The 24,801-nt window shown below is 41.8% G+C and carries 11 protein-coding genes; all 11 read left to right on the top strand.

Translation table 11 applies throughout. The features are described 5' to 3' along the window. The first annotated feature begins 4 nt into the window (after positions 1–4). The 11 genes from C1A09_RS13450 (at position 5) to C1A09_RS13505 (ending at position 24,758) form a co-directional block, all read left to right on the top strand. Entirely contained in the window at positions 5–2,824 is a 2,820-nt protein-coding gene (locus tag C1A09_RS13450) for a glycosyl hydrolase family 28-related protein (RefSeq protein ID WP_101545058.1), read from the top strand. A gap of 11 nt (positions 2,825–2,835) precedes the next feature. Continuing rightward, positions 2,836–4,503: a putative Ig domain-containing protein gene (locus C1A09_RS13455; protein WP_101545059.1), complete on the top strand. Its 1,668-nt coding sequence runs from the start codon at positions 2,836–2,838 to the stop codon at positions 4,501–4,503. 7 nt (positions 4,504–4,510) lie between these two features. Beyond that, positions 4,511–6,085, top strand: coding sequence for a DUF362 domain-containing protein (locus C1A09_RS13460; protein WP_101545061.1), 1,575 nt, complete (start codon positions 4,511–4,513; stop codon positions 6,083–6,085). A 112-nt stretch (positions 6,086–6,197) separates the two neighbouring features. Then, the gene (locus C1A09_RS13465) at positions 6,198–8,378 is read left to right on the top strand and encodes a DUF362 domain-containing protein (protein ID WP_101545062.1); all 2,181 of its coding nucleotides are present in this window, start codon (positions 6,198–6,200) and stop codon (positions 8,376–8,378) included. An 84-nt stretch (positions 8,379–8,462) separates the two neighbouring features. Further along, the gene (locus C1A09_RS13470; protein ID WP_370448214.1) at positions 8,463–9,782 is read left to right on the top strand and encodes a glycoside hydrolase family 28 protein; all 1,320 of its coding nucleotides are present in this window, start codon (positions 8,463–8,465) and stop codon (positions 9,780–9,782) included. 6 nt (positions 9,783–9,788) lie between these two features. Continuing rightward, positions 9,789–11,678 carry a glycoside hydrolase family 97 protein gene (locus C1A09_RS13475; RefSeq protein ID WP_101545064.1) on the top strand — a complete coding sequence of 630 codons (1,890 nt, stop codon included), beginning with the start codon at positions 9,789–9,791 and terminating at the stop codon, positions 11,676–11,678. Between the two features lie 23 nt (positions 11,679–11,701). Beyond that, positions 11,702–13,648 carry a glycoside hydrolase family 97 protein gene (locus C1A09_RS13480; RefSeq protein WP_101545146.1) on the top strand — a complete coding sequence of 649 codons (1,947 nt, stop codon included), beginning with the start codon at positions 11,702–11,704 and terminating at the stop codon, positions 13,646–13,648. Positions 13,649–14,039: 391 nt separating this feature from the next. Further along, positions 14,040–16,184 (top strand): glycoside hydrolase family 31 protein, encoded by a 2,145-nt coding sequence (locus C1A09_RS13490; RefSeq protein ID WP_101545066.1) that lies wholly within the window; start codon positions 14,040–14,042, stop codon positions 16,182–16,184. 136 nt (positions 16,185–16,320) lie between these two features. Continuing rightward, complete coding sequence (locus C1A09_RS13495) at positions 16,321–18,486, top strand: alpha-galactosidase (RefSeq protein WP_101545068.1); 2,166 nt, start codon at positions 16,321–16,323, stop codon at positions 18,484–18,486. Positions 18,487–18,497: 11 nt separating this feature from the next. After that, positions 18,498–20,531: a glucosidase family protein gene (locus C1A09_RS13500; protein ID WP_101545071.1), complete on the top strand. Its 2,034-nt coding sequence runs from the start codon at positions 18,498–18,500 to the stop codon at positions 20,529–20,531. 141 nt (positions 20,532–20,672) lie between these two features. Further along, the gene (locus tag C1A09_RS13505) at positions 20,673–24,758 is read left to right on the top strand and encodes a hybrid sensor histidine kinase/response regulator transcription factor (RefSeq protein WP_101545073.1); all 4,086 of its coding nucleotides are present in this window, start codon (positions 20,673–20,675) and stop codon (positions 24,756–24,758) included. Positions 24,759–24,801: the final 43 nt, after the last annotated feature.

A 24,801-nucleotide genomic window follows, 5' to 3' on the forward strand; every position in this document is an offset into this window, starting at 1 on the left:
TTACATGAAAACTTCGATATCAAAAACTTTGTGTGCATGTTTACTTTTAGGAGTAACAAATATAAATGGGCGTGCGGAGGAAATATATCCTTGGCAGTTGACATCGGATTCTTTACTATTATTTGAAGGGACAACCTATCGGTATACAGTAGATACACCGGAAAATGAAGGTTTGGTTTCAACTCTTCCTACTGTGATGGAGTTGAAAAAAAAATTGGTTGATGCAGGTGTCGGTACTTTTAATCTATTGGCTGTTGATGGGAAGGAAAAGACATTGGGAATGCCTGAAAACGGTGATTGTTTACTTTCCTATTCAGGAAAGCGTTTACCGATAGGAGTACGTAAAGGGGCGTTGCCTTCTGTTTTGAAAATAGATCGTGACGAGTTCACCATAAAAACTGCAGGTAAGTTGACTTTGGATTTTTATGCAGGTCAACGTAGCCCTATGACTACAGTTATAATCTCTGTACCGGAAGGTATTGATGTCACTCTTGATAACACAAAAGTAAATGTAATAGGGCGTGGTGAGGTACTTTTACGTGATCTTTCCAAACAATCTATAGGACGTACAGGAACTAATTATTCTTATAATAGAGTAGGAGAAGTCGAATTACAAAAGATAGAGAATAAAGGTACTTTGTTGATTTTCAAAGAACTGGATTTTCGCCCATCTAATGGTCCTGATATTCGTCTTTGTATCAATGGAGTTGTTTTACCCTCAAAGGGAACATATACTTTTGGAGCAGAGTACAAGACGTCAAAGCCTGAAATCTTACGTAGTCCGGTTACTACTGTAACATTGAAAGGGGTTACTACGGTGACCGATTTTACACGGAATACTTTGAGAGCCTTTACATATAAAAAGAATTGGGACTTGTCATTCACTTCTTTTCATTGGACTGCTCCTAAAGATGCTAAGTCCGTCAGACTCTTACAATCCGAGGATATGGGGAAAACTTGGGTGTCTGTTAAAACAGAAATATTGCCTGATGATGATTTTGGCGCTGCCTATCGTTTAAAACCTAATCAATTGTATGCTTTTAAACTTAGTGTGGAGGGTGGAGATAATCAGGGTGATTCGAATATAGCCTGGTATTATTCCGGATTATGGGATGTCAAAACCTTAGGAGTAAAGGGTGATGCCATAGCCGATGATACGGATGCGTTGAATAAAGCAATTGAGAAGTTGAACGGTATAGGTGGTGGTATTTTATATTTTCCAGCCGGTACCTATAATGTACGTACCGTACATTTACAGAGTAATGTATGGTTAAGCCTTAGTACGGATGCAGTTATTCAGGCGTTTCCCGGTGCTGATGCACCTGAAGTGACTTGGTTTAGCGATCGTGCCTATCGTTCCGGTCTTTCGCCTACTGATCCTCGTCCTTATGCCGATCCTGAAAATTATTTGACTAAACAGGATGTCGGTCATACCTTTTTTCGTAATGCCATGTTCTCCGGTGAACGTATAGATAATGTTAAAATTGTAGGTACAGGGCGTATTACCGGTAATGGTAATCTTGTAACCACAGACAAGGTTATGAATAATTCTCCGGAAAAACGTGCTGATAAGATGTTTTCTTTGAAACTTTGTACGAATATAGAAATTGGTGGGTGGAATATCAATAAAGATATGTGGTACGATCCTCAGAGAGACGAACCCTATTATATAGAAAAAGACGGGCAAAAGAATTTTGACGTTAGTAATATGCTGCATATCGATCAGGCCGGTCATTTCGTTCTTTTGGCAACTGGTACGGATGGTATTCATGTGCACGATACCTATTTCGCCAAACACAGTTCAAAAAATGCCCGGGATATCTATGATTTTATGGCATGTAATGATGTAACGGCTATTAATATTTATTCTCGCGTCAGTTCGGATGATATCATAAAACCGGGGTCTGACTGTTCTTTAGGCTTTACTCGTCCTGCGCACGATTACAAGGTTCGTAATATAGTAGGAGATACAAATTGTAACCTGTTCCAGATCGGGTCTGAAACGGCAGATGACATTCAGGACTTATATATTGATAATATTTATGTGTTGGGTGCCAATAAAGCAGGATTTTCTATCTCTACCAATGATGGTGGACATATTAAGAACGTGTATCTTAATAGTGGTAAGACAGGACCGATACATTCTCGTTCCGTGATGCGTCGTACTCGTGCTCCTTTCTTTATTTCTATATCCAACCGTGGCAGAGTATTGGGAGCAAATGTTGCCCCGTTTGTGTTTAAAGAAAATGGAACTATACGTAAAGAATTGTTAGTTACCAATTCCAATATCGGTGAAGTAGAGAACATTATTGTAAAAGGGGTAGATATTGAGGAAGTTTATGGAGGAAGTTCATTTCGCGGTGATCGTTGGAAGGCATACAATGGTTCGCAAAATAAAGCAACTCCTATTATTGCGGGTTTTAAATTACCGGACTCAGAAAATATAGAAGGTGGCTTGACTTTCCGTTTACCCAATGGATTACATACGGGATATATTGAGAATGTACAATTTCATGATGTAAATCTGTTGGTGAAAGGTGGACATCCATCGGAAGATGCTGAGGCTTGCCCTCCTGAAATCGGAGTAGGGCGTTATAATGTCGGTGATTTGAAGATACAACCGGCTTTTGGTTTCTGGGCACGCCATGTCAAAGGATTTGTGTTGGATAATTGTAAGATAAACGCAGAAAATAAAGATGGTCGTTATGCAATAGTTCTGGATGATGTGATAGGCGCTGAAATAAAAAATCTGCAAGTAGAAAAAAATGTTACAGACAAGGAGAACGTGAAAGCTATTCGTAGCCATAACGTAGTTGTCGAATAAAATTAAATATTATGAATAAGTTAATGATTAACGTGGGAGTACTACTCTTTTGTGGAATAGTATCGCTCTCAGCGCAAGTACAGTTTACTGAGAATAATGCATGTCAGGATGATCTCTCTTTGGCTCCTCCTAAGTTTACGGAAACAACTTCTCCGTTAGATACCCTAAGGAAATATATTCTGACTCCTAAAGCTCCTGATACTCCCCGTATCAATGGAGCAAAGATTTTCGGTGTTCGTCCGGGCTCTAAATTCCTCTATACTATTCCGGCTACTGGTATCCGCCCAATGACTTTTGCGGTAGAAAATCTTCCTAAAGGGTTGAAGGTAGATATGGTGACTGGACAAATTACCGGAAGTGTGAAGAAGGCTGGTGAATATATAGTGACCTTTATAGCCCGTAATTCTTTGGGTGAAGCAAGGCGTGATTTCAAAATAGTCGTGGGAGATAAGATAGCGCTTACTCCTCCTATGGGTTGGAACAGTTGGAATTGCTGGGGTAACGCTGTTAGTCAGGAGAAGGTACTTAGTTCAGCTAAAGCGATGGTCGAAAAAGGTCTGATAAACCATGGTTGGCAGTATATCAATATTGATGACGGTTGGCAGGGACTTCGCGGTGGAAAGCATCAGGGTGTAATGACTAATAGTAAATTTCCCGACATGAAAGCTCTTTCCGATGAAATCCATTCTATGGGTTTGAAGATTGGTATTTATTCCGGTCCGTGGGTGGGTACCTATGCAGGGCATTTAGGTTCTTACAGCGACAATTCTGACGGAACTTACGACTGGGTGGAAAAGTATGCCAACGAGCATTACCGTTATGTGGATCCTACCAAACAAACCAAACATGGGGTAAACTATCATCATGGAAAGTTTTCTTTTGTAAAGAACGATGTTCAACAATGGATGGATTGGGAAATGGACTATTTGAAATATGATTGGAATCCGAATGATGTGTATCACGTGAAAGAGATGCATGACGCTTTACGCTCTCATAACCGTGATGTTGTGTTCAGTCTTTCAAATAGTGCTCCTTGGGGAGATGCCGTGCAATGGGAGAAGATGGCAAACTGTTGGCGTACTACCGGTGATATCCGTGATACTTGGGAAAGAATGAGCAGTTTGGGATTTAATCAGACTAAATGGGCTGCTTATACGGGTCCCGGACATTGGCCCGATCCGGATATGTTGGTAGTAGGTATGGTTGGTTGGGGACCAAAACTCCATTATACTCGTCTTACTCCCGATGAACAATATACTCATATCAGCTTGTGGGCATTGTTGTCTTCTCCTTTATTGATAGGTTGTGATATGGCGCAGTTAGATGATTTCACACTGAGTCTTCTGACGAATGATGAGGTCATTGAAGTAAACCAAGACCCTCTTGGTAAACAGGGTACGTTAATTAGTGAGAAAGGTTCTGTTGTAATTTATGCCAAACCTTTGGAAGATGGTTCTATGGCTATAGGCTTTTTTAATCGTGGTAATTCTGTTGCTAAAGCTACACTTACCTGGAAGTCTGTCGGTATTCGTGGAGAACAAACTGTACGTGATTTGTGGCGACAGAAAGACGTGGCAAAATCCGATACGGAATTTGTTACGGATATTGCATCTCATGGTGTGCGGTTAGTGAAATTATATCCCGGAAACAGTAGAGAACAAGCTACCAGCGGTAAATGAGAAGATTATGAAACGGATTTATTTATACTTCAAAGAAAAGACGGAAAGAGGTGAGTTTTCTTCAAGACATATGCGGATGTTTCTCTTTTGGGGATTAGGACTCTCATCAACTTTGTGGTTTCTTATTCGTGTAATTCCCAAACCGTCACGTGCTTATTATCCTTGTATGCAAACTGCTGCTCCAATGATGTCGGCGTTTGTTACCTATTTGCTCTCTTTTACTGTTACATGGTGGAGTGGGCGTAAACTATATAATGCTATTCGTCAACGTAAAGTAGTTGTAGGTATATTTTCTTTTATGTGCCTTTGTCTGTTTGGTACCATGACATTGGTAGAGAATAGTACAGATTTATTGGCACAAGCCATTTTACCGGTTACAGAACCGCGTATGGCATGGGGTAAGAATAATCCGGTAGGAACTCCACGGGGCATATATCCGGGACGTGTGACTTGGGCTCATGCTCCGGGAGCTGCTACCTGGGAGAAAGGAACCGGTTTCTGGTATGAAGATCGCTGGAATAATCAGGAAGATGCTGATTGGTTGATCAATCAATCGTTATTTATGCTGACGGGTGAGAAAAAAGAAAAGGCGGCATGGAATGCTTTGTTTGTTTCTTTCAATCAGCAACATAAAAGAGGGAAGAAAGGTTATAAGAAAGGTGAAAAGATTGCTATTAAAATCAACCAGAACAATACTTTTTCCCATGAAGATTGTGAACAATTGAATGCTTCTCCTCATCTCACACTCGCTTTATTGCGAAGTCTTGTAAATGAGGGGGGAATTCCGCAAGAACAAATTACGGTATTTGATGCAAGTCGTTTTATAACCAATGCATTATTCAATAAGTGCCATTCCGAATTTCCTGATATCATCTATTTGGATAATGAGGGTGGAGCAGGCCGTACGAAATCAACTTATACGGCAGATGCTATTCCTTATTCGGAAGATAATGGACGTTTAGCACGTGGGTTGGCTGATTGTGTAATAGAAGCCGATTATTTAATAAATATGTCCTTATTGAAAGGGCATGGCGGACAAGGGGTGACGCTCTGTGCCAAGAATTGGTATGGAGTGACGGATATAGACCGGAATTTCCGAAAGAACCAACATAATAATTTTAACCAGGATCGTGGAGGAAAGCCCCGTTATATGACTTTTACAGATTTTATAGCTCACAAGGATTTGGGACAAAAAACAATGCTTTTCTTGATTGATGGATTATATGGCTCGGAAAAGGTGAATGGGGCACCTTCCGGAAAGTGGAAAATGGTTCCATTTAATAATGATTGGCCTTGTTCGCTTTTTGCATCCCAAGATCCTGTTGCTATTGACGCTGTTGGTATCGATTTTCTAAGTTCAGAGTTCCCGCGTATGGCAGATGTAGATTATTGTGATATGTATTTGGTAGAGGCTGCAATGGCCAATTCTCCATTATCCAATACTTTTTATGATCCGGAACAAGATGGTACCGGAGTTGGAAGTTTGGGAGTATTGGAACACTGGAATAATCCCATTGAAAAAAAATACAGTAGAAATATGGGAAAAGATATAGGAATAGAGTTGGTTTATTCACATAAATGATTTCCTATTTGTACTATGAGACGATTTTTCAAGGATTTGAATGAATTCTTAAAATCGTCTCATTTTTATATCCTTATTTTTGTCTCAGGTTATTAATGTTTAATCTAATGGTATGAAGAATAAAATAAAACAGTGGTTCTTTAAAACATGTCCCAAAAGTGGGCGTATCGTTGGCATTAATAAAAAGAATGTTGCATTGAAGATATGCTTTCCTCTGTTGGGGATAGTGGCTTTGGTATGGTTCTTGATTCGTGTGGTACCCAAGCCCAGTCGCATTGAATATCCTTGCCAACAAATAGCAGCTCCCATAGCTTTTTCTTTTGTGGCATTTATCAGTAGTACACTTGTGGGAGTGGAAACATGGAAGCGCTTCCGTAGTTTATGGTATTCCCGCCGTTTTTATTTAGGATTGTCGGTACTATCGATAGGCGTCCTATTATCAGGAACTTTATATGTGATGTCAGTAGACAACTCTCTGATGGGACAGGTTATTAGGAAACAGATAGATAATGGTACGGACATGGGACATTTTACTCCTATTGATTCTCCTAACACGCCGATGGGGGTTGCAAAAGGTATCCATCCGGGGCGTGTGGCTTGGGCATACGATCCTAAAGCGGCTGCTTGGGATGGTGAGCGGGGGCTTTATTCGGATGCAAATAATAATAGCCAGACGCGTGTCAATGATATGATGGAAGGAGTAATAATTTCATTAACTCGTCAAAATACCATCGATAAGGCATGGGAAGAGCTGTTTCGTACTTTTAATTATAAAAAAGGTAAAGGAGCGGCTCTTTATAAAAAGGGAGAAAAAATAGCTGTTAAAGTCAATCTGAATGATAATGGTGGTTCTAATATAATAGATGCTACTCCGCAATCGGTATATGCCTTATTGCATCAATTGGTAGATATCATGAAGGTCCCGCAGAATTGTATTACGATTTATGATGCACAGCGACGGGGTATTTCTGCTATATACGATTATGTACAGCCGATTTATCCTGATGTAAATTATCAGAACTGGGGTGGTTTTGTTAAAGATGTTATTCATTATTCCAGCGAAATAACAGATACAGGCGCCATGAGTTTGGCACGTGCTGCCTATGAAGCGGATTATATGATTAATATGGCTTTGATGAAACGCCATTCTGAACCGACGGATAAATGGCGCGACAGCGCTGGACAGACAGGTATCACTTCTACTGGTAAGAACCAATTTGGTTCGGTAGGAAATGTACCGCCTCTTCATCTTTCCATTCGTGATTGGTCCTCTTTCCGAGGGATGGGTACTTATAATTGCATAGTCGATTTGATGGCTCATGAACGTATTGGAGGGAATACATTAGTATATATCGTAGACGCAATGTATGTCAATCCCAAACATAATGGTAAAGCTATACGTTTCAAGCGTGCTCCTTTCAATAATGGTTGGACATCCAGCTTTCTGGCATCTAACGACCAAGTAGCCATTGAATCGGTAGTTCTTGACTTTATTTATTCCGAACTCCCTCTTCCAGCAAATGCTGATAATTTTTTGCATGAAGCTGCCAATATAGGCAATCCGCCTTCCGGTATTGCTTATATGGGTAAGGCACAAGGGAGTCTTGGGGTACATGAACACTGGAACAATCCTGACCAGAGATTGTATAGTCGTAATTTAGGAACGGGTAAAGGCATAGAACTGTATAGGGTACCCATGAATGAACAGCGCCCGGCCATTGAATATTTTTATGCTGATGGAACAAACTTATATTATAAGATCTCCAATGCTGATGAGGTAAGATTGAATGGTAAAAGATTAGATAACCTCGAAGGAGTGTTGCCGCTTGATTTGAGAAAAACTACTGGTTATTGCCTGGAAGCTTTGAATAATCATAAAGTTGCTGCTTCACAAAGATTGGTACAACGCTGTTTGAAACCACTTATTACTTGTCAACCTAAGGAAATGGTTTTAAGTGGATCGGCAACACTGAATGAAGACGGCTCTGTAGAATTTAAAGGTGAAAAAGGAAGTTCTAACGGTACCATAGCTTGGAAGGCTGAGGTTCCCCATCAGGGTAAATATTATCTGATGGTTTCTTATACCGGTGGAAATCCTGTACCTTCTTATTTATATAATAATGGAAAGTTGGTTAGTGAAAATATAGGTTATCTGGCAACAATTGGAAATAAGCGTGGACAGTTCGTATTTCCTGTTATGTTGGAAAGAGGAGTAAACGAATTGAGTTTGCAACATCCCGGGCGCCGTAGTAATAAGATATATTCGATTTCTATTGCAAAAGAGATAAGATGAAGACAAACATAAATTAATACTAATATTATGAGAAAAAGAAATTATTGGGGATTATTGCTTTTATTACTGATTGTTCCGTTGGCTATGCAAGCGGGCGAAACTTTCAATGTGAAGAAATATGGCGCTCGGGGAAATGGCAAGAAGATGGATTCTCCTGCCATTCAGAAAGCTATTGATGCCTGTTATCGGGCTGGAGGGGGAACCGTGGTAGTTCCTGCAGGAACTTATCTTTCAGCTACGATTGTCTTGAAAGATAATGTTACTTTACATTTGGAGAAAGATGCACTGATTTTAGGTACTACAGATTATAAAGCGTATGATAACCTGGATCCTTTTACAGAGGGGTTGGGTATAGATGTCGGTTGGGCATTAATGGTTGCGGTAGATGCAAAGAACGTTACGTTGGAAGGAGAAGGTACCATTGACGGGCAAGGTTCTGCATTGAAAGAACGTCATATCAAAACCGATACACGTCCCGAAGGTAAACGTTGGGGATTGCGTCCTTTCCTGCTTCGTTGGGTACGTTGCGAGAATGTGAAGGTAGAAGATGTGACTTTAAAATACGCCGGAGCTTGGACATCCCATTATTTTCAGTGCCGGAATGTCAATATAAATAATGTGACTATCCGTAGTTTTGGAGTGGCACATAACGACGGTATCAATATTGACGGTTGCCAGCATGTACGTATCAGCAATTGTGATATCATTAGTGGTGACGATGCACTCTGTTTCAAAACGACCTCCAGTAAGATGGGATGTGACGATATTATTGTTACTAACATGAAGCTGAAGAGTAATCAGGCAGGCATTAAGATGGGAACGGAATCAATGGCGGGATTTGAGAATATCAAAATCAGTAATTGCCATATCTATGACACTAAAAATGGAGGTATCAAACTCTTTTCTGTCGATGGTGCATGTTTGCGTAATGTAGAAATATCAGATATAACGATGGATGAAGTCCGCACTCCTATGTTGTTCCGTCTAGGTGCCCGTTTGAGCGTTTTCCGTAAGACTCAGGATACGCAGCAGCCCATTGGAGTTTTTGAGAACGTTACTATTCGTAATGTGAAAGCTATTGCTGCCGACAAAGCACAGTTGGATCCACCTTCCGGTATTTTGATTACCGGTATTCCCGGACACTATATCACCAACTTGACATTGGAGAATATTCATATCCGTCTGTTGGGAACAGGTACCAGTGAAGATGCATTGTCTGAGGTTCCCGAGGCTGTTGATAAATATCCCGAAGTGAAAACATTCGGTCCTAAAATCCCGGCTTATGGGGTATGGGCACGTCACGTAAAAGGTTTGAAATTGAAGAATGTTACATTCGAATTGAAGAATTCGGATGCTCGTCCGGAAATAATCTGTGAGGATGGAGATATGCAAATCTACAAATAAATAGTCATGAGAAAGATTATATGTACATTGTTCATGGCATACTGTACTTTTATAAGTATGAATGCCCAGACGTTATCGTCAGTCGCCAGTCCGGATGGTTCCATTGTATTACGAATTGGATTGAAAGATAATGATCTGACTTATGACGTACGTAAATCGGGAAAAACTGTTTTGATGGAAGCTCCTATTCGTATGACGGTAGATGGAGCTGAAATCTGTAATTCTCCCCGATTATTATCTTCCGATAGTTATAAGACGGATGATACCTATCCTATACGTGGTTCTCATTCTATGGCTGTAGATAAAAGTAATGGTTTGTTGCTTAAACTGAAGAACGAACAACTGAAAACAGATTTTATTTTAGAAGCCAGAGCGTATAATGACGGAATAGCTTTTCGCCTGATACTTCCCGGAAAAAATAAGCAAGCAAGAACACCGGATGAACATACGGTGTTTACTCTTCCTGCCGGCAGTCAGGTTTGGTATCATGACATGTATTGCCATTATGAAGGTTTGCACCAAAAGAAAGAAATTTCTGAGATAACGAAAGGAGAGTGGGCTGCTCCTCCTGTAACCGTACAACTTCCCGGAAACTCCGGTTATCTTTGTCTTACAGAATCTGCTTTGATGAATTATGCCGGTATGTCCTTTCAAGCGAATGGAAACAATGGTTTTGAAACCCGATTGGGGCATGCCCAACCTTCAAGTTATGCTTTTGCGCACGATTATAGCTTTGAAGATGCCCGGCGTCTCTCTTTGCCAGCTACAATAATAGGTACCATTACAACACCTTGGCGGGCTGTTGTCATCGTTGATGATTTGAATGGATTGGTTAATACCGATTTGATTACTAATCTGGCACCTGCTCCCGACAAGAAACTTTTTCCTAAAGGTGTAAATACCGAATGGGTGAAACCTGGGCGTTCTGTATGGTGTTGGCTTGATGGTGGCGCCCGTACCGTGGAGGGTATGAAGGAATTCTCCAAGTTAGCGGGAGAATTGGGTTATGAATACAATACGGTCGATGCTTTTTGGTATCGTTGGACGGATGAACAATTGAAAGATCTGGTTGATTATTCGGCCAAATGTGGCGTAAAAGTTTGGTTATGGCGTCATGGACGTGACGTTCGTGATCCGGAGAAGCGCAAAGCATTGTTTGAGAGATGTCATCGTTTGGGTATTGTCGGCTTGAAGCTGGATGCCTTTTCCCACGAATCGAAAGAATTTATTGATTTGTATCAGGCTTGCCTGAAAGAAGCAGCAGAATATAAACTGATGCTCAATATACATGGCAGTAATAAACCGGCGGGAGAAGTACGTACGTGGCCTAATGAGATGAGCCGTGAAGGTATCCGTGGACTGGAATATGGTAAGAAACAGTATGAGTGGTCTACCCATAATACGACTCTTCCTTTTACACGTTTGGTGGTAGGTGCGGGTGATTATACTCCAGTTGTTTTTGGAGAACGTCGTTTGGAAACTTCTTGGACCCATCAGATTGCCACCTCTTTGGTCTTTAATTCTTCGGTGACATTCTTTGGCTCTCATCCTCAGAAGATGCTGGATAGCCCTGCTGTCAAAGTATTGAAGGAAATACCGGCTACTTGGGATGAAACGATCGTTCTGCCGTCCAGTAAGATTGGTGAGGTAGCTGCTTTTGCCCGTAGGAGTGGAAAGATCTGGTTTCTGGCTGTGCTGAATGGTCAGCAGGAACGTATGATACAGTTCCCGTTATCTTTCTTGGGTGATGGATGGTATGAAGGGACTGTACTCAATGACAATCCGTCGAACGCGGCGGCAGTTGCCGTACAACGTGTATTTTGTCGTAATGCAGACTCGCTTACCGGTCACATGCGTTTAGGCGGTGGATATGTAGTTATGTTTACTCCGAAATGAAACAACACTTAAAAACAAATATCATGAATAAACTATGGAATGCAGCAATTCTGCTGGGAGCGGCTTTGATGACCGCCTGTACACCCCCTGACTCATGGGAATTAACTTCAAAGGATAATAATGTCCGTTTTGTATTGGAAAACAAAGAAACGGATGGAGTGAAAGATTTATCTTATTCGGTCTATTACAATGATACGGTAGCTATCGAAAATTCTCTTTTGGGTTTGGTGATGGACACTCAGGAGTGTGGTAAAGACGCTAAATTTGTATCTGTTACTCCGGTGAAAGATATTACCGAAACCTATCAGTTGAAATCCGGTAAAAAGATGAATACGGTGAACGATTGTCGTGAACAAATATTCACATTCCGTACGGAGAAAGGTCTTGACTTCGATTTGATTGTTCGTGTTTATGATAATGGAGTCGCTTTTCGCTACGGATTTCCTGATGCGGATAATAAAACTCATACCATTCAAGCTGAACATACAGAGTTTGCCGTACCGGTAAACGGCAAGGCGTGGATACATCCATACGACTGGAACAGTCGTAAGAAACCCAGTTATGAACAGTATTGTGAAAATGGGATAGATATCCGTTCAGACTGTAAGCATGGCAGAGGCTGGGCTTTTCCCATGTTGTTTCAGACCAACGGTTTGTGGATGATGATAACGGAAGCCCAATTGGATGGTACATATCCGGCTACCCATATCGATAATTCAGGTACTCAAGGTGCCTATAAAATTCGTTTCCCCGAATTGGATGAACCTATTGTGCCGGATGCCGTAGAACCTGTTTCACAGATGCCTTGGTATACTCCATGGCGTGCCATTATCGTAGGGAATAATTTGAATACGATTTTCCAGAACCAGATGGTATCTCATCTGAACCCTTCTTCCGTGGTGGAAGACGAGTCTTGGATAAAGGCCGGACGTGCTTGCTGGAGTTGGTGGTATAATGGTGCTTCCGTACGCGACTTCAAGGAACAGTTGAAGTATGTGGATCTTAGTGCGGAAATGGGTTGGGAATATATGTTGATAGATGCCAGTTGGCAACGTATGGGTAATGGCGGCACTATGGAAGATGTTGTGAAATATGCGCAACCCAAAGGAGTAGGCGTATGGTTGTGGTATCATTCCGGCGCCGGACATGAGAATGACACGATAGCGGCTCGCCGTATTATGTGTGATCCGGAGTTGCGTCGTGCTGAAATGAAACGTATTAGTGATATTGGTGTTAAAGGTATCAAAGTCGACTTTTTCGATTCCGACAAGCAACGTGTTATCCAGTTGTATCCCGCTATTTTGAAAGACGCGGCCGATAATCATCTGTTGGTTGACCTGCATGGTGCTACATTGCCACGTGGCTATGAGCGTACCTATCCGAACTTGATGACTACGGAAGCTATTCGTGGAGGAGAAACGCTTGGACAACAACCCCGTTGTGACCGTGCGGCCGAACATAATGCGACGGTCCCTTTCACCCGTAATGTAGTAGGTTCCATGGACTATACTCCGGTGACTTTCTCCAATAAGATACGTCAGGGAGTACCTGCCATCCGTAAGACTACCGTAGCGCATCAGTTGGCCTTGGCAGTCGTATTTGAGTCGGGGTTCCAGTGCTTTGCCGATAGGGCGGAAGCCTATCTTGCATTGCCGGAACAACCTAAGCAATTTTTGAAAGATGTGCCTGCTGCTTGGGATGAAAGTTGTTTGTTGGCCGGTTATCCGTCGGATTATGTGATTATAGCCCGCCGTTCGGGTAATGATTGGTATATTGGTGGAATTAATGGCAAGAATGAGGACCGCGAACTGGAGTTTACGCTTCCCGCAGCTTGCAAAGATAAATCATTTAAGATGATTACAGATGGAGCGGATAAGGATACGTTCGATTATAGGACAGTAGAAAATACAAATGGAATGGTGAAAGTAAAGCTTCTTCCCAACGGAGGTTTTGCCGGTGTTATCCGGTAGTTGTTATTGATGACACTGTTTTATTCCTTTGATAAGGCATACTCCGATAGGAGATAAAACATGTTTATTTCAAGGAAAAGTTATATCTCGGCTGCCGGGATGTATATCTTAGCAGCCGGGATGTGTATCTTAGCAGTTGAGATGTGCATCTTGGCTGCTGAGATGAAGTTTGTTTCCGGTTTTAAATATCTTCTTCAAGAGACAGGGCTTGTTTCAGATATGGACATAGACCTCTTTTCTAATAAGATGAATTATAGTATATTGCGGTGTTTTGGATATATTTGAAAATTTTTGGAACAATATTGCAATACAGATAAGCTATAATTTGGTTTCTTTGTTGAACTATTGCTGATTAGGAAATTAATCTAATATTTAACAGATAATAAAAAACATGAAAAAGAAATTGATTTTAGGAGCACTTGCGGTATTGATGCTGCTTCCGGTAAATGCACAAATAGCCTGGAAACAGATTGAACCCGGAGTTTGGAAAGGTGTGGTTGGTACTCCCGAAGAATATTCGTTGCTGGGTGTGGCGGGGGTTACCCCGTTGAAAGAAGGCTTTGCACGTTTGCCCGAGGTAACCTTACCATCGCTTGCCAATGAGATTGTAGGCGAGGTACAGGATGGCAAGACCAGTCTTCGTATCCCATTGCAGAGAAAAGAACAACTATATGGCTTTGGCTTGAACTTCCAGACTGTACATCAACGTGGTAAGATACTGAATTTGCACGTAGATCACTATGGTGGTAAGGATAATGGCCGTACACATGCACCTGTACCATTTTATATTTCCAGTTTGGGTTATGGTGTCTTTATCAATTCAGCCCGTTATCTTACAGTTTATGCAGGTTATGGTGCTCGCAAGGATAGTCCTAATGCACCGGTTGCCAAAGATCGTAATACGGACAAATCGTGGACTTCCAGCCCGTACTCGGATGCGGTTTCTATTCTTGTTCCTGCTCCCGGCGCCGAAATTTACATCTTTGCCGGGCCTACACCGATGGATGTGGTACGTCGTTATAATCTGCTGTGTGGTGGCGGTACTTTGCCACCGCGTTGGGGATTGGGCTTCACTCAACGTACCAAGAAGCTCTATACAGCAGAAGATGTGAAGAAAGAAGCCGACGAATTTGAACGTCAGGGTTATCCACTCGATTTTATCGGATTGGAACCGGGTTGGCAAAGTAAAGCTTATCCTTGTACGCTCGAATGGGATGGTGGACGTTTTCCCGATCCTGCCGGTTTTGTAAAGGAAATGATGGATAAGGGTGTTCGCATTAATCTGTGGACTAATCCTTATCTGTCACCAGAATCGGATGTGTATAAGGCAATGTATCCTGTCAGCGGTTCGCATACTGTATGGTGTGGCATAGTCCCTGATTTGGCAGGTGAAAAGGCTCGCCAATTGTGGAAAGATAAATTGGAGAAAGAACATATAAGTATTGGGGTCAGTGGTTATAAGATTGACGAAGTAGACGGTTATGACCGTTACGTATGGCCTGATGTGGCGACTTTCCCCAGTGGTAAGTCTGCCGAGCAGATGCGCCAGACATACGGTTTGTGGGTACAACGTACTACAGCAGACCTTTATAAACAACGTAATCAACGTACTTTCGGGTTAGTACGTGCTTCCAACGGTGGTAGCAGCTCATTCCCTTATGTTATTTATAATGATTATTATAGTCATCAGGACTTCATTACTGCTTTGATTAATTCAGGTTTTAGTGGCGTTTTGTGGACTCCTGAAGTGCGTGGCTCCAAAACAGCAGAGGAATGGTTACGTCGTTTTCAGTCTGTTGTTTTCTCGCCGATGGCGATGATCAATGCTTGGGCAAGTGGAACCAAACCCTGGTCTTTCCCCGAAGTGGCCGGACAAATTAAAGAATATGCCACTTTGCGTATGCAGATGATGCCATATTGGTATACGGAATTTGCCCGTTATCATTTTGACGGTATTCCTCCTTTCCGTGCCATGAATCTTGAACCAGGATTCAATCCTGAACAAGCTGTCAGCACAGAAATAAAGAATTCCAATTTGGAAGATAATCCTTATCTGGAAGCTATCTCTAAAGAGATAAAAGACCAATATATGGCAGGTGAATACCTATTGGTTGCTCCTATGTTTGCAGGACAGAAGGAACGTAGTGTCGTATTGCCGCAAGGTGATTGGTATGATTTTTATACTGGTAAATATGTGGGCAATGGTGAGAGAATAAAGGTTGCACCCGGCTTGGATCGTATACCTGTGTACGTGAAGGATGGCGCGGTTATTCCTTTTATGGAAGCTACACTCCATGCACCTAAGGCAGGACAGAAGGTCAATCTTGAAATTCGCCATTATGGTAAGGCGGATGGTTCCTATCGTTTGTATGATGATGACGGTGAAACTTTTGACTATGAAAAGGGAGCATATTCTTGGCGCGATATCAAAGTGACGCGTGATAAGAAAGGACGTTTGAAAGGTACTATTTCTAAAGCAGAGAAAGGAAAACCGGATAATATAGCTACTGTTACTTGGAAATTTATGACTGAATAATAATGTATTTATTTTTAGGTACGGATTATGTAGATTTCGCGGATTAATTAGCTACGCTGTGATTATGCAAAAGATAAAAAATCCGCGAAGTCCGTGTAACTTGTGCCTAAAAGACACATTCAAAAAGCAATAAGAAATGCACAAAATTACAACTTTACTTATATTCCTGTGCTGCACTTGCCTGATGCGTGCGGCAGACAATCCAAATGTAAAGAAAATATTCTCCGTAACTTCTGGTGAACTGAAGCTGACCTTCATGGTTGGTGCGGATAATCGTCTGTATCAATTGGGATTTGGTGATGTAGACGCTAAAATAGAAGTTCCTGCTAAAATGCCTTCACGCGAACGGGAATTTTATCCTCCATATGGTAATGGTGTGTTGACCGAACCGGCTTTACAGGCCACCCATGCCGATGGTAATACTTCTACTGAACTTCATTATACGGGACATCGCATAGAAGATTTGGGTGAAGGTGTCTCTCAAACCATTATTTCTCTGAAAGATCCTGTTTATCCGTTTTCCGTGGATCTTTACATTAAATGTTATGGGGATAACAGCATGATGGAACTGTGGAATACAGTGAGCCATAATGAGAAGGGAAAAGTAGTACTTTATCGTTTTGCTTCTGCAGCTCCGGTAGTGAAGGCAAAAGAGTATTGGCTTACTCAGTTTATGGGTAATTATAAGCGTGAGGCTACTCTTTCTGAGGAACGTTTGTCAGAGGGAGTCAAAATTCTGGACTCTAAATTGGGAGTACGTGCCCATCAGATGCGTATACCTTCTTTTATGCTCTCATTGAATACTCCGGCAGATGAGAATAAAGGAGAAGTATTGGCTGCTTCTTTACGTTGGAGTGGTAGTTTCCAATTTGCATTTGATATGGACTGGAACAAAAATCTCAGATTGCTTACCGGTATGAATCCATTAGGTTCCCAATATTATTTAGAGCGTGGTGGAACGTTCACTACTCCTGCCATTCTTTTTGCATACAGTAAGAAAGGAAAAGGAGAGGCAAGTCGTCGTTATCACCGTTGGGCAATGAAGTACGCTATTCGTGATGCACATAAAGAACGTCCGGTGTTGTTGAATAACTGGGAGGCTACCCATTGTGATTTTAATGAAGAACGTTTGAAAGAACTTTTTAATGGTGCTCGTCAGGTAGGTGCGGAGCTTTTCTTGCTGGACGATGGTTGGTTCGGAAATGGTCCTTATTCCCGCGATGATGATAAGCATGGCTTGGGAGATTGGGAACCCTCTACCAAGAAACTTCCCCGTGGCCTCTCTTATATCGCTAAAGAAGCTCTGAAACGCAAAGTCGGTTTTGGTATCTGGCTGGAACCGGAGATGGTGAATCCGCAAAGTGAACTCTATCGGAAACATCCTGATTGGATAATTACCCAACCCAAACGTGAACCTATATTGGGACGCCATCAGGAAATACTTGACTTGACCCGTCCTGAAGTACAGGCTTATGAGTGGGAAATCATTGATAAGACCTTGCGCCCAAATCCTGATATTACATATGTTAAATGGGATTGTAACCGTTATGTCACTCAACCCGGGTCTGGTTATCTGCAACCTGCGGAGCAGAGTCATCTTTGGATTGATTATAATTGGGCGCTCTATCGCCTGATGAACCGTTTTTCCAAAGAATTCCCAAATGTGATGGCGATGCTTTGTGCCGGTGGATCGGGTCGTGTGGACTATGGAGCTTTGCCTTATTTCCATAGTTTCTGGCCCAGTGACAATACTGATCCTCTGGGACGTATCAAGATACAGTGGGGATTTTCTCATTTCTTCCCGGCAAGTACAATCTCCGCTCATGTTACCCGCATGGGTAAGCGTCATCTCAAGTTAGCGATAGATGTGGCATTGAGTGGCGCTTTCGGTATCGACCTTGCATTGGATAAAGCTACGGCCGAAGAACGTGCACAAATTGCGGATGCGGTTAAGTTATATAAGGAAAGTATCCGTCCGCTGGTGATGCAAGGAGAGTTGTACCGTCTGGTATCCCCTTATGAGCATCCGTTGGCATCGTTGAGCTATGTTTCTGCCGATAAACAGAATGCGGTGGTCTATCTTTATCAAACCAAAGATGGTAATGTGCCTCGGGTGGTACTTGGAGGACTGGATGCTGATAAGAGGTATCTGGTAGAAGAAGTCGGACTTCCCAAAGGAGCCGTTTCCCGTTTTTCTGCCAGTGGTAGGACCTTCACGGGTGCTGAACTTATGAATACCGGATTGTCTAATCCTCTGAACACCCAGTTTGAGAGTGCTGTAATTTTATTGAAAATACAATAATATAATAATGTATGAAGCGAATACTTCTATTATTTGCGTTACTTCTTACTGCATCAGTAGTAGTTTGTGCCCAAACCGGAGATCGTTGGACCATCCAGGATGACGGTTCTATCCGTTGGGATATTTCAGGGAGTAAACTCCCTCACGAAGATCATGTCGAAATGAGTGGACAGATGCTTTCTGTCGTGCTCCGTTATGGGGTGGATGCCCAGCAGCGTTTTCATGTGAATCGCAGTTTGGTATTTCCTATGTTGCGTATGAAGCCGAACAAGACACAGAATAATTTGAAACAACGTTTTGATGTCAATATACCTGCTATGGTGACTGTAGACGATCAGACACTTTTGAATGAAAAGGTCAGTGATATTACTTTTAACGGTTTGATGCGCGTAGAAAGTGACTACGGATATATTTATCGTCGTAAGGAACTGAAGAAGGCGGTTCACGTAACGCGTTTGCTCTATCCCTCACCCAAGGATGCCCGCTATTGTGAAGAATATACTTTCAAGAATAACAGTGGTAACACGATAACCTTGCGTGTACCCGATTGGCATGTAACTTATACTACTCCGGAGGAAGCTGGTGTGTATGGAGCTTATCGTATCCAAGCGTCTCTTTCCAAAACAGGAACTTTCGTGTTGAAGCCGGGAGAGAAACTGGAGTTCTTCGCCGTATTCTCCGGTCATAAGGTTTCGGATGGTACGGATAATACCGCTGTTTCCGGTTTCAATATTGAAGATGAGCGTAACGGGCGTCAGGTTTTGATCAATCAATGGTGGGGAAATCTTGTTCTTGATACCCCCGATCCTGTATTGAACCGTATGTTTGCCTTTGCCAAATTGCGCGGAGCCGAGAGTATTTACCGTACCAAAGGCGGTTTGATGCATGGTCCTGGTGGAGAGGCTTATTATGCTGCTGTATGGGCAAATGACCAGGCAGAATATATTAATCCTTTCTTCCCTTTTCTTGGATATGAAGTTGGTAACCAATCGGCTTTGAATGCTTTCAGACATTTCGCCCGTTATATGAATTCGGAATATAAGCCTATTCCAAGTTCTATAATATCCGAAGGTGTCAGCTTCTGGCATGGGGCTAAAGATCGTGGAGATGGAGCGATGATAGCCTACGGGGCTGCCCGCTATGCCCTGGCTCGTGGGGATAAGGAAGAAGCGCGTGAACTTTGGCCGCTTATAGAATGGTGTCTGGAGTATTGTAAACGTAAACTTACTCCTGACGGGGTGGTTGCTTCCAATTCCGATGAGCTGGAAAATCGTTTTCCTGCCGGTGATGCCAATCTCTGTACTTCTACCTTATATTATGATGCTTTGCGTTCTGCCGCCTTGCTGGGACGCGAATTGGGTGTTCCGGCTAAACAGCTTTCTGCCTATACGGCGCAAGCCAAGGCATTGGAACGTGCCATTGAAGCTCACTTTGGTTACGAAATAGAAGGATTTCATAGCTATCGCTATTATAAGGGGAATGATATTTTACGTTCCTGGATTTGTATGCCGCTTGTAATGGGCATTTATACTCGTGCGCAAGGTACGATAGACGCTTTGTTTTCACCGCGTTTGTGGACGAATGACGGTTTGTTGACGCAGGCAGGTACAGAGACTTTCTGGGATCGTTCTACCCTCTATGCTCTTCGTGGTACCATTGCCGCGGGTGAAGTGGAGAAGGGTATGGACTTTCTGAAAAAGTACTCTCATCGCCGTCTTTTAGGAGACCATGTGCCTTATGCCATTGAAGCATGGCCCGAAGGAGATCAACGCCATTTGTCTGCTGAAAGTGGGTTGTATTGTAGAATTTACACAGAAGGACTTTTCGGTATCCGTCCTGTAGGACTCAATAGCTTTGAAATGACACCTCGTTTGCCGCAGGAATGGGAATACATGAATTTGAATAGAATACGTGCTTTCAATTCGGACTTTGATATCCGTGTTTCCCGTGCCGGAAAGAAACTGCATGTAGAAGTTGTAAAGGCTGGAAAGATTATTGTAAAGAAGAATATAGAGGAAGGAACGACTCTTAAAGTACGGGTATAAATAAGATTTGAGACTTTTTTGTCTGTCTCAATTCCTATTTTATCCGTCTCTTTTTAGTTTATCTATTATAAAATGTGGCAAGCTATTATGGCTTGTCACATACATTCTTTATATTTGTACGGTAAATAATCTAATACCGTAATGAAACGTAAATTTCTATTCGTCCTTATAATTTTCTGGGTTGCTTTTTCCGTACAGGCAGACCATTTTAAATATTCTTTTTTTTATAGTGCGGGGATGAATGAAGGTATATCGCAATTATCCGTAATGGCGATGTGTCAGGATACTCGCGGATATCTTTGGTTGGGTACACGTAATGGCCTGAACCGTTATAATGGCAGTACATATACTGTATATACTCATCACTCGGGCGATTCTTTAAGTCTGGCAGATAATGAGATTTCAAGTTTGGCAGAACAAGGTGAACGATATTTGTGGATAGGAACAAGCCATGGAGTCAGCCGCTTATCTTTGGAGACAGATAGTATACGTAACTATTATACAAAAGACGGGCTTTCTTCAGAAAGTATACTTACTGTTTATGTAGACCGCCATCAGCAAGTATGGGTGGGCAGTTATTCGGGACTTTGCCGTTATATTCCGGAAAAAGACCGTTTTGAAAAAGTCTCTTTTACAAAAGGCAATCCATCCGTGACGGCTATGATGGAGGACAGTACGGGGAAGTTTTGGATAGGGACTGGGCAAAACGGAGTTTTTCTTTGTAGCAGTAAGATGCAATTTATAAAGCATTTCTGTGAAAAAGACGGCTCTCTTGTTGGGCGTCGGGTTACATCTTTGTACGAGGATGCCTATCATCGTGTATGGGCGGGTACGAATCCCGGTGGAGTTACACGGATAGACCCTCATACGTATACCGCCGTATGCTATACGAGTAAGAACAGTGGATTGAAAAATAATTATGTTCGCTGTATGGCTGAATGGAATGGGGAATTGCTGATGGGAACCTATGACGGTATATATTCTTTTAATCAGTTTGATAATAAGATTACTAAGGTCGGTGGATATGGCGACTGGACTAAGCCGCTGGGACACTATTCTATCTATTCTTTCTGTCTCGACCGTATGGGTACGCTCTGGATTGGTACTTATGCCGGAGGCGTATCCCGATTGAGTACTTTTTCATCACGTTTTGTACGTCATGCACCTGGGGATTGGAATAATATACAAACAGGAATTTATGGTACGGCTTGTTACGACCGGGATAATAATCTGTGGGTAGCAACAGAAGGTTATGGTTTGTTGAATTATGATATTTCTACCGGGGAAACTCATTTTTATCTGATTGATTCTTCGGCATACTCCGTTTATAATGCCAATGTGATAAAATCGGTCTTTGCAGAGAAAGACTGTATTTGGTGTGGTACTACTAAAGGCGAGATCTATCGTTTTGATCTGAAAACGCGCACTTTTAAGCTATTCTACCGTTTTTCTTCACCTTTGTCAGTTTATTCTATAATACGTGATTTTTCCGGTAATTTGTGGGTAGGTGCTTCCAGTGGAAAGTATTCTTTGGTATGTTTTACTCCCTCGGGTGAGTTGATCGAGAAGTGGGTGGATCCTTCGGGAAAGGAGTTACCTGTGTATTCGGTAAGATACCTGTTTGAAGAGCGTCCGGGGGTATTATTGATTGGAACCCGGGGGCGTGGACTTTTACGTATGGAGATAGGTACAGTGGATGAGAAAAATAAGAAGATGGTTGGTTCCCTGGTTTCTTACACTATGGGAAACACTGATATTCGACATCGGTTGAACAGTAATTATATTTCTTCTATATTGCGTACACGGAGTAATGAATTGTGGATTTCTACCTATGGAGGTGGATTGTATCGTATGGATGACGATGGGAATATTGAAAAGACCGTAACGGGTGAGGATGGATTAATGAGTAATACTATCTGTAATCTGGTAGAAGGCGCAGATAATACGTTATGGATGAGCACGGATAAAGGTATAACAGGTTATTCTTTGGAAGATGGCAATATAAGGAATTATCCATTCTCTAATGGTATTCAAATACGTGAATTTACTTTGCATGGTGGGGTGGCTCTGCCTGATGGTACTGTTTGCTTGACGGGGAATGATGGATTTATTACATTCTATACACCCGAAATGCCTGCAAATTCATTTGTACCACCTGTTGTACTGGAGGATTTCCAGGTTAATAACCGTATGGTGTCCGTAGGGGATGAAACTGGCATTCTGAACTGTGTATTAGATTATACGAAAGAGGTTCGTTTGAGTTATGATCAGAATAATATAGCGATAGGATACCGTGCGTTGAACTTTATTAATTCTTCCATGAACAGATATGCGTATCGATTGGAAGGATATGATAAAGGTTGGAATGAAGTAGAAGGACGTACTACTGCTTATTATACCAAATTACCCTCCGGAACTTATACATTCCATGTGAAAGCATCTAATAATGATGGTGTTTGGAATGAAGAAGGGCGTACATTAAAAATCATTATTGCTCCACCTTTGTGGGCAACATGGTATGCGTATATGCTGTATGGCTTATTAGTGATCGCAATAATATTTGTAATATTTTATTATTATAATATGCGTCGTATCTGGCGTGAAAAGCTTCGTGTTGAGCAACGAGAAAAACAACAGCAGGAAGAATTTCATCAGGCAAAAATGCGTTTGTTTACCAATCTTGCTCATGAATTACGTACGCCATTGACACTGATTATTACACCTTTCGAAGAGTTGGTGAGACGAGTGGATATTGGTGCGAGTCTGCATTCCCAATTGATGGTGATTTATAAGAATGCCCAACGTTTGTTGTTGCTTGTCAACCAATTGATGGATTTGCAGAAGAACCAGAGTGGGTCAATGGAGTTGCGAGTGAGTAAAGGAAATGTGTGTGAGTTTATTCGTGAAATTTATTATGCTTTTAAACAGATCGCTCAGACTAACGAAGTAAACTTTACTTTAAAATGCAATCCTGACTCGTTTGTAGCATGGTATGATAAGACTTTGTTGGAAAAAGTGGTGTTTAATCTACTTTCTAATGCTTTTAAGTACACACCTGCAGGGAAAAATATCCACATGGAAGTGGAATATGATCAAGAACGTGGCCGTATTATATTGCGTGTGGAAGATTCAGGATGTGGAATTCCTAAGGAAGAGCGTGAGAAGATATTTACTCCTTTCTATCAGGTACCTGAAACTTCCGGCGTGAATATTTCCGGAACGGGTATCGGATTGAGTCTGGTGTATTCTATTGTAGAACTTCATAAAGGAAGTATTAAGATTGAAGATCGTGCAAATGGTGAGGATGGTACGGTGTTTATTGTGGAATTGCCAGCTACGGCAGATGCCTTTACTGAAAAGGAAAAGGATGTGATGCCGATGGAAACGATTGGTGATACGGCCTTGGCACAACCGGTAGAGGTGAAACCTGCACCGCGATTACCGGGAGATATCCAAAAAAAGCCTGTTATCCTTATAGTAGAAGATGATAAGGGTGTACGTGATTATTTGCATCAGTCTTTGGAAGCTGATTATGAGATATTGGAGGCTTCTAATGGTCTGAAGGGGTATGAACGTGCAGTTCAGGATTTTCCTGACCTGATATTGAGCGATATAATGATGCCTAAGCGAAACGGTCTGGAACTCTGTGCAATGGTGAAAGAAGATGTAAGAATTGGACATATTCCTGTGATACTAATGACGGCACGTTCTATGGTGGTACATATCAAAGAAGGTTTTCAAGCAGGCGCTGACGATTATATCATCAAACCTTTCAGTATGGATATACTTCGTATTCGTATACATAGTTTGTTGCAGTCACGCCAGCAACTGAAGAAGCTTTATGGGCGACACTTCTCTCCTGAGGTTGTAGGTACCGCAATGGTCTCTGCTGATGAACGTTTTTCACAGAAATTGTATGAGGTGATAGAGAAACATATTTCTGATCCTGAACTATCCATTGAGATACTTTGTCAGGAAATAGGTATCAGTCGTGCAAACCTGTATCGTAAGATAAAGGCGATATCTGAATTGTCACCGACCGAACTGATACGTAATAAACGATTGGAAGTGGCGATGAAATATTTGAAAGAAACGGATATGACTATCTCGGACATCGCTGCTGCTTTGGGATTTAGTAGCCATTCTTATTTTTCTAATTCTTTCAAAGCTTTATATGGTATGTCGCCATCAGAATTTATGCAGACTAATATCAAGTCGAAAAAATAAAATGACCTGTCTCAAAAAACTATATTCATTGTCTTAAATGAAT

This window comes from Bacteroides cutis (assembly GCF_900241005.1).
Lineage (GTDB): Bacteria > Bacteroidota > Bacteroidia > Bacteroidales > Bacteroidaceae > Bacteroides > Bacteroides cutis.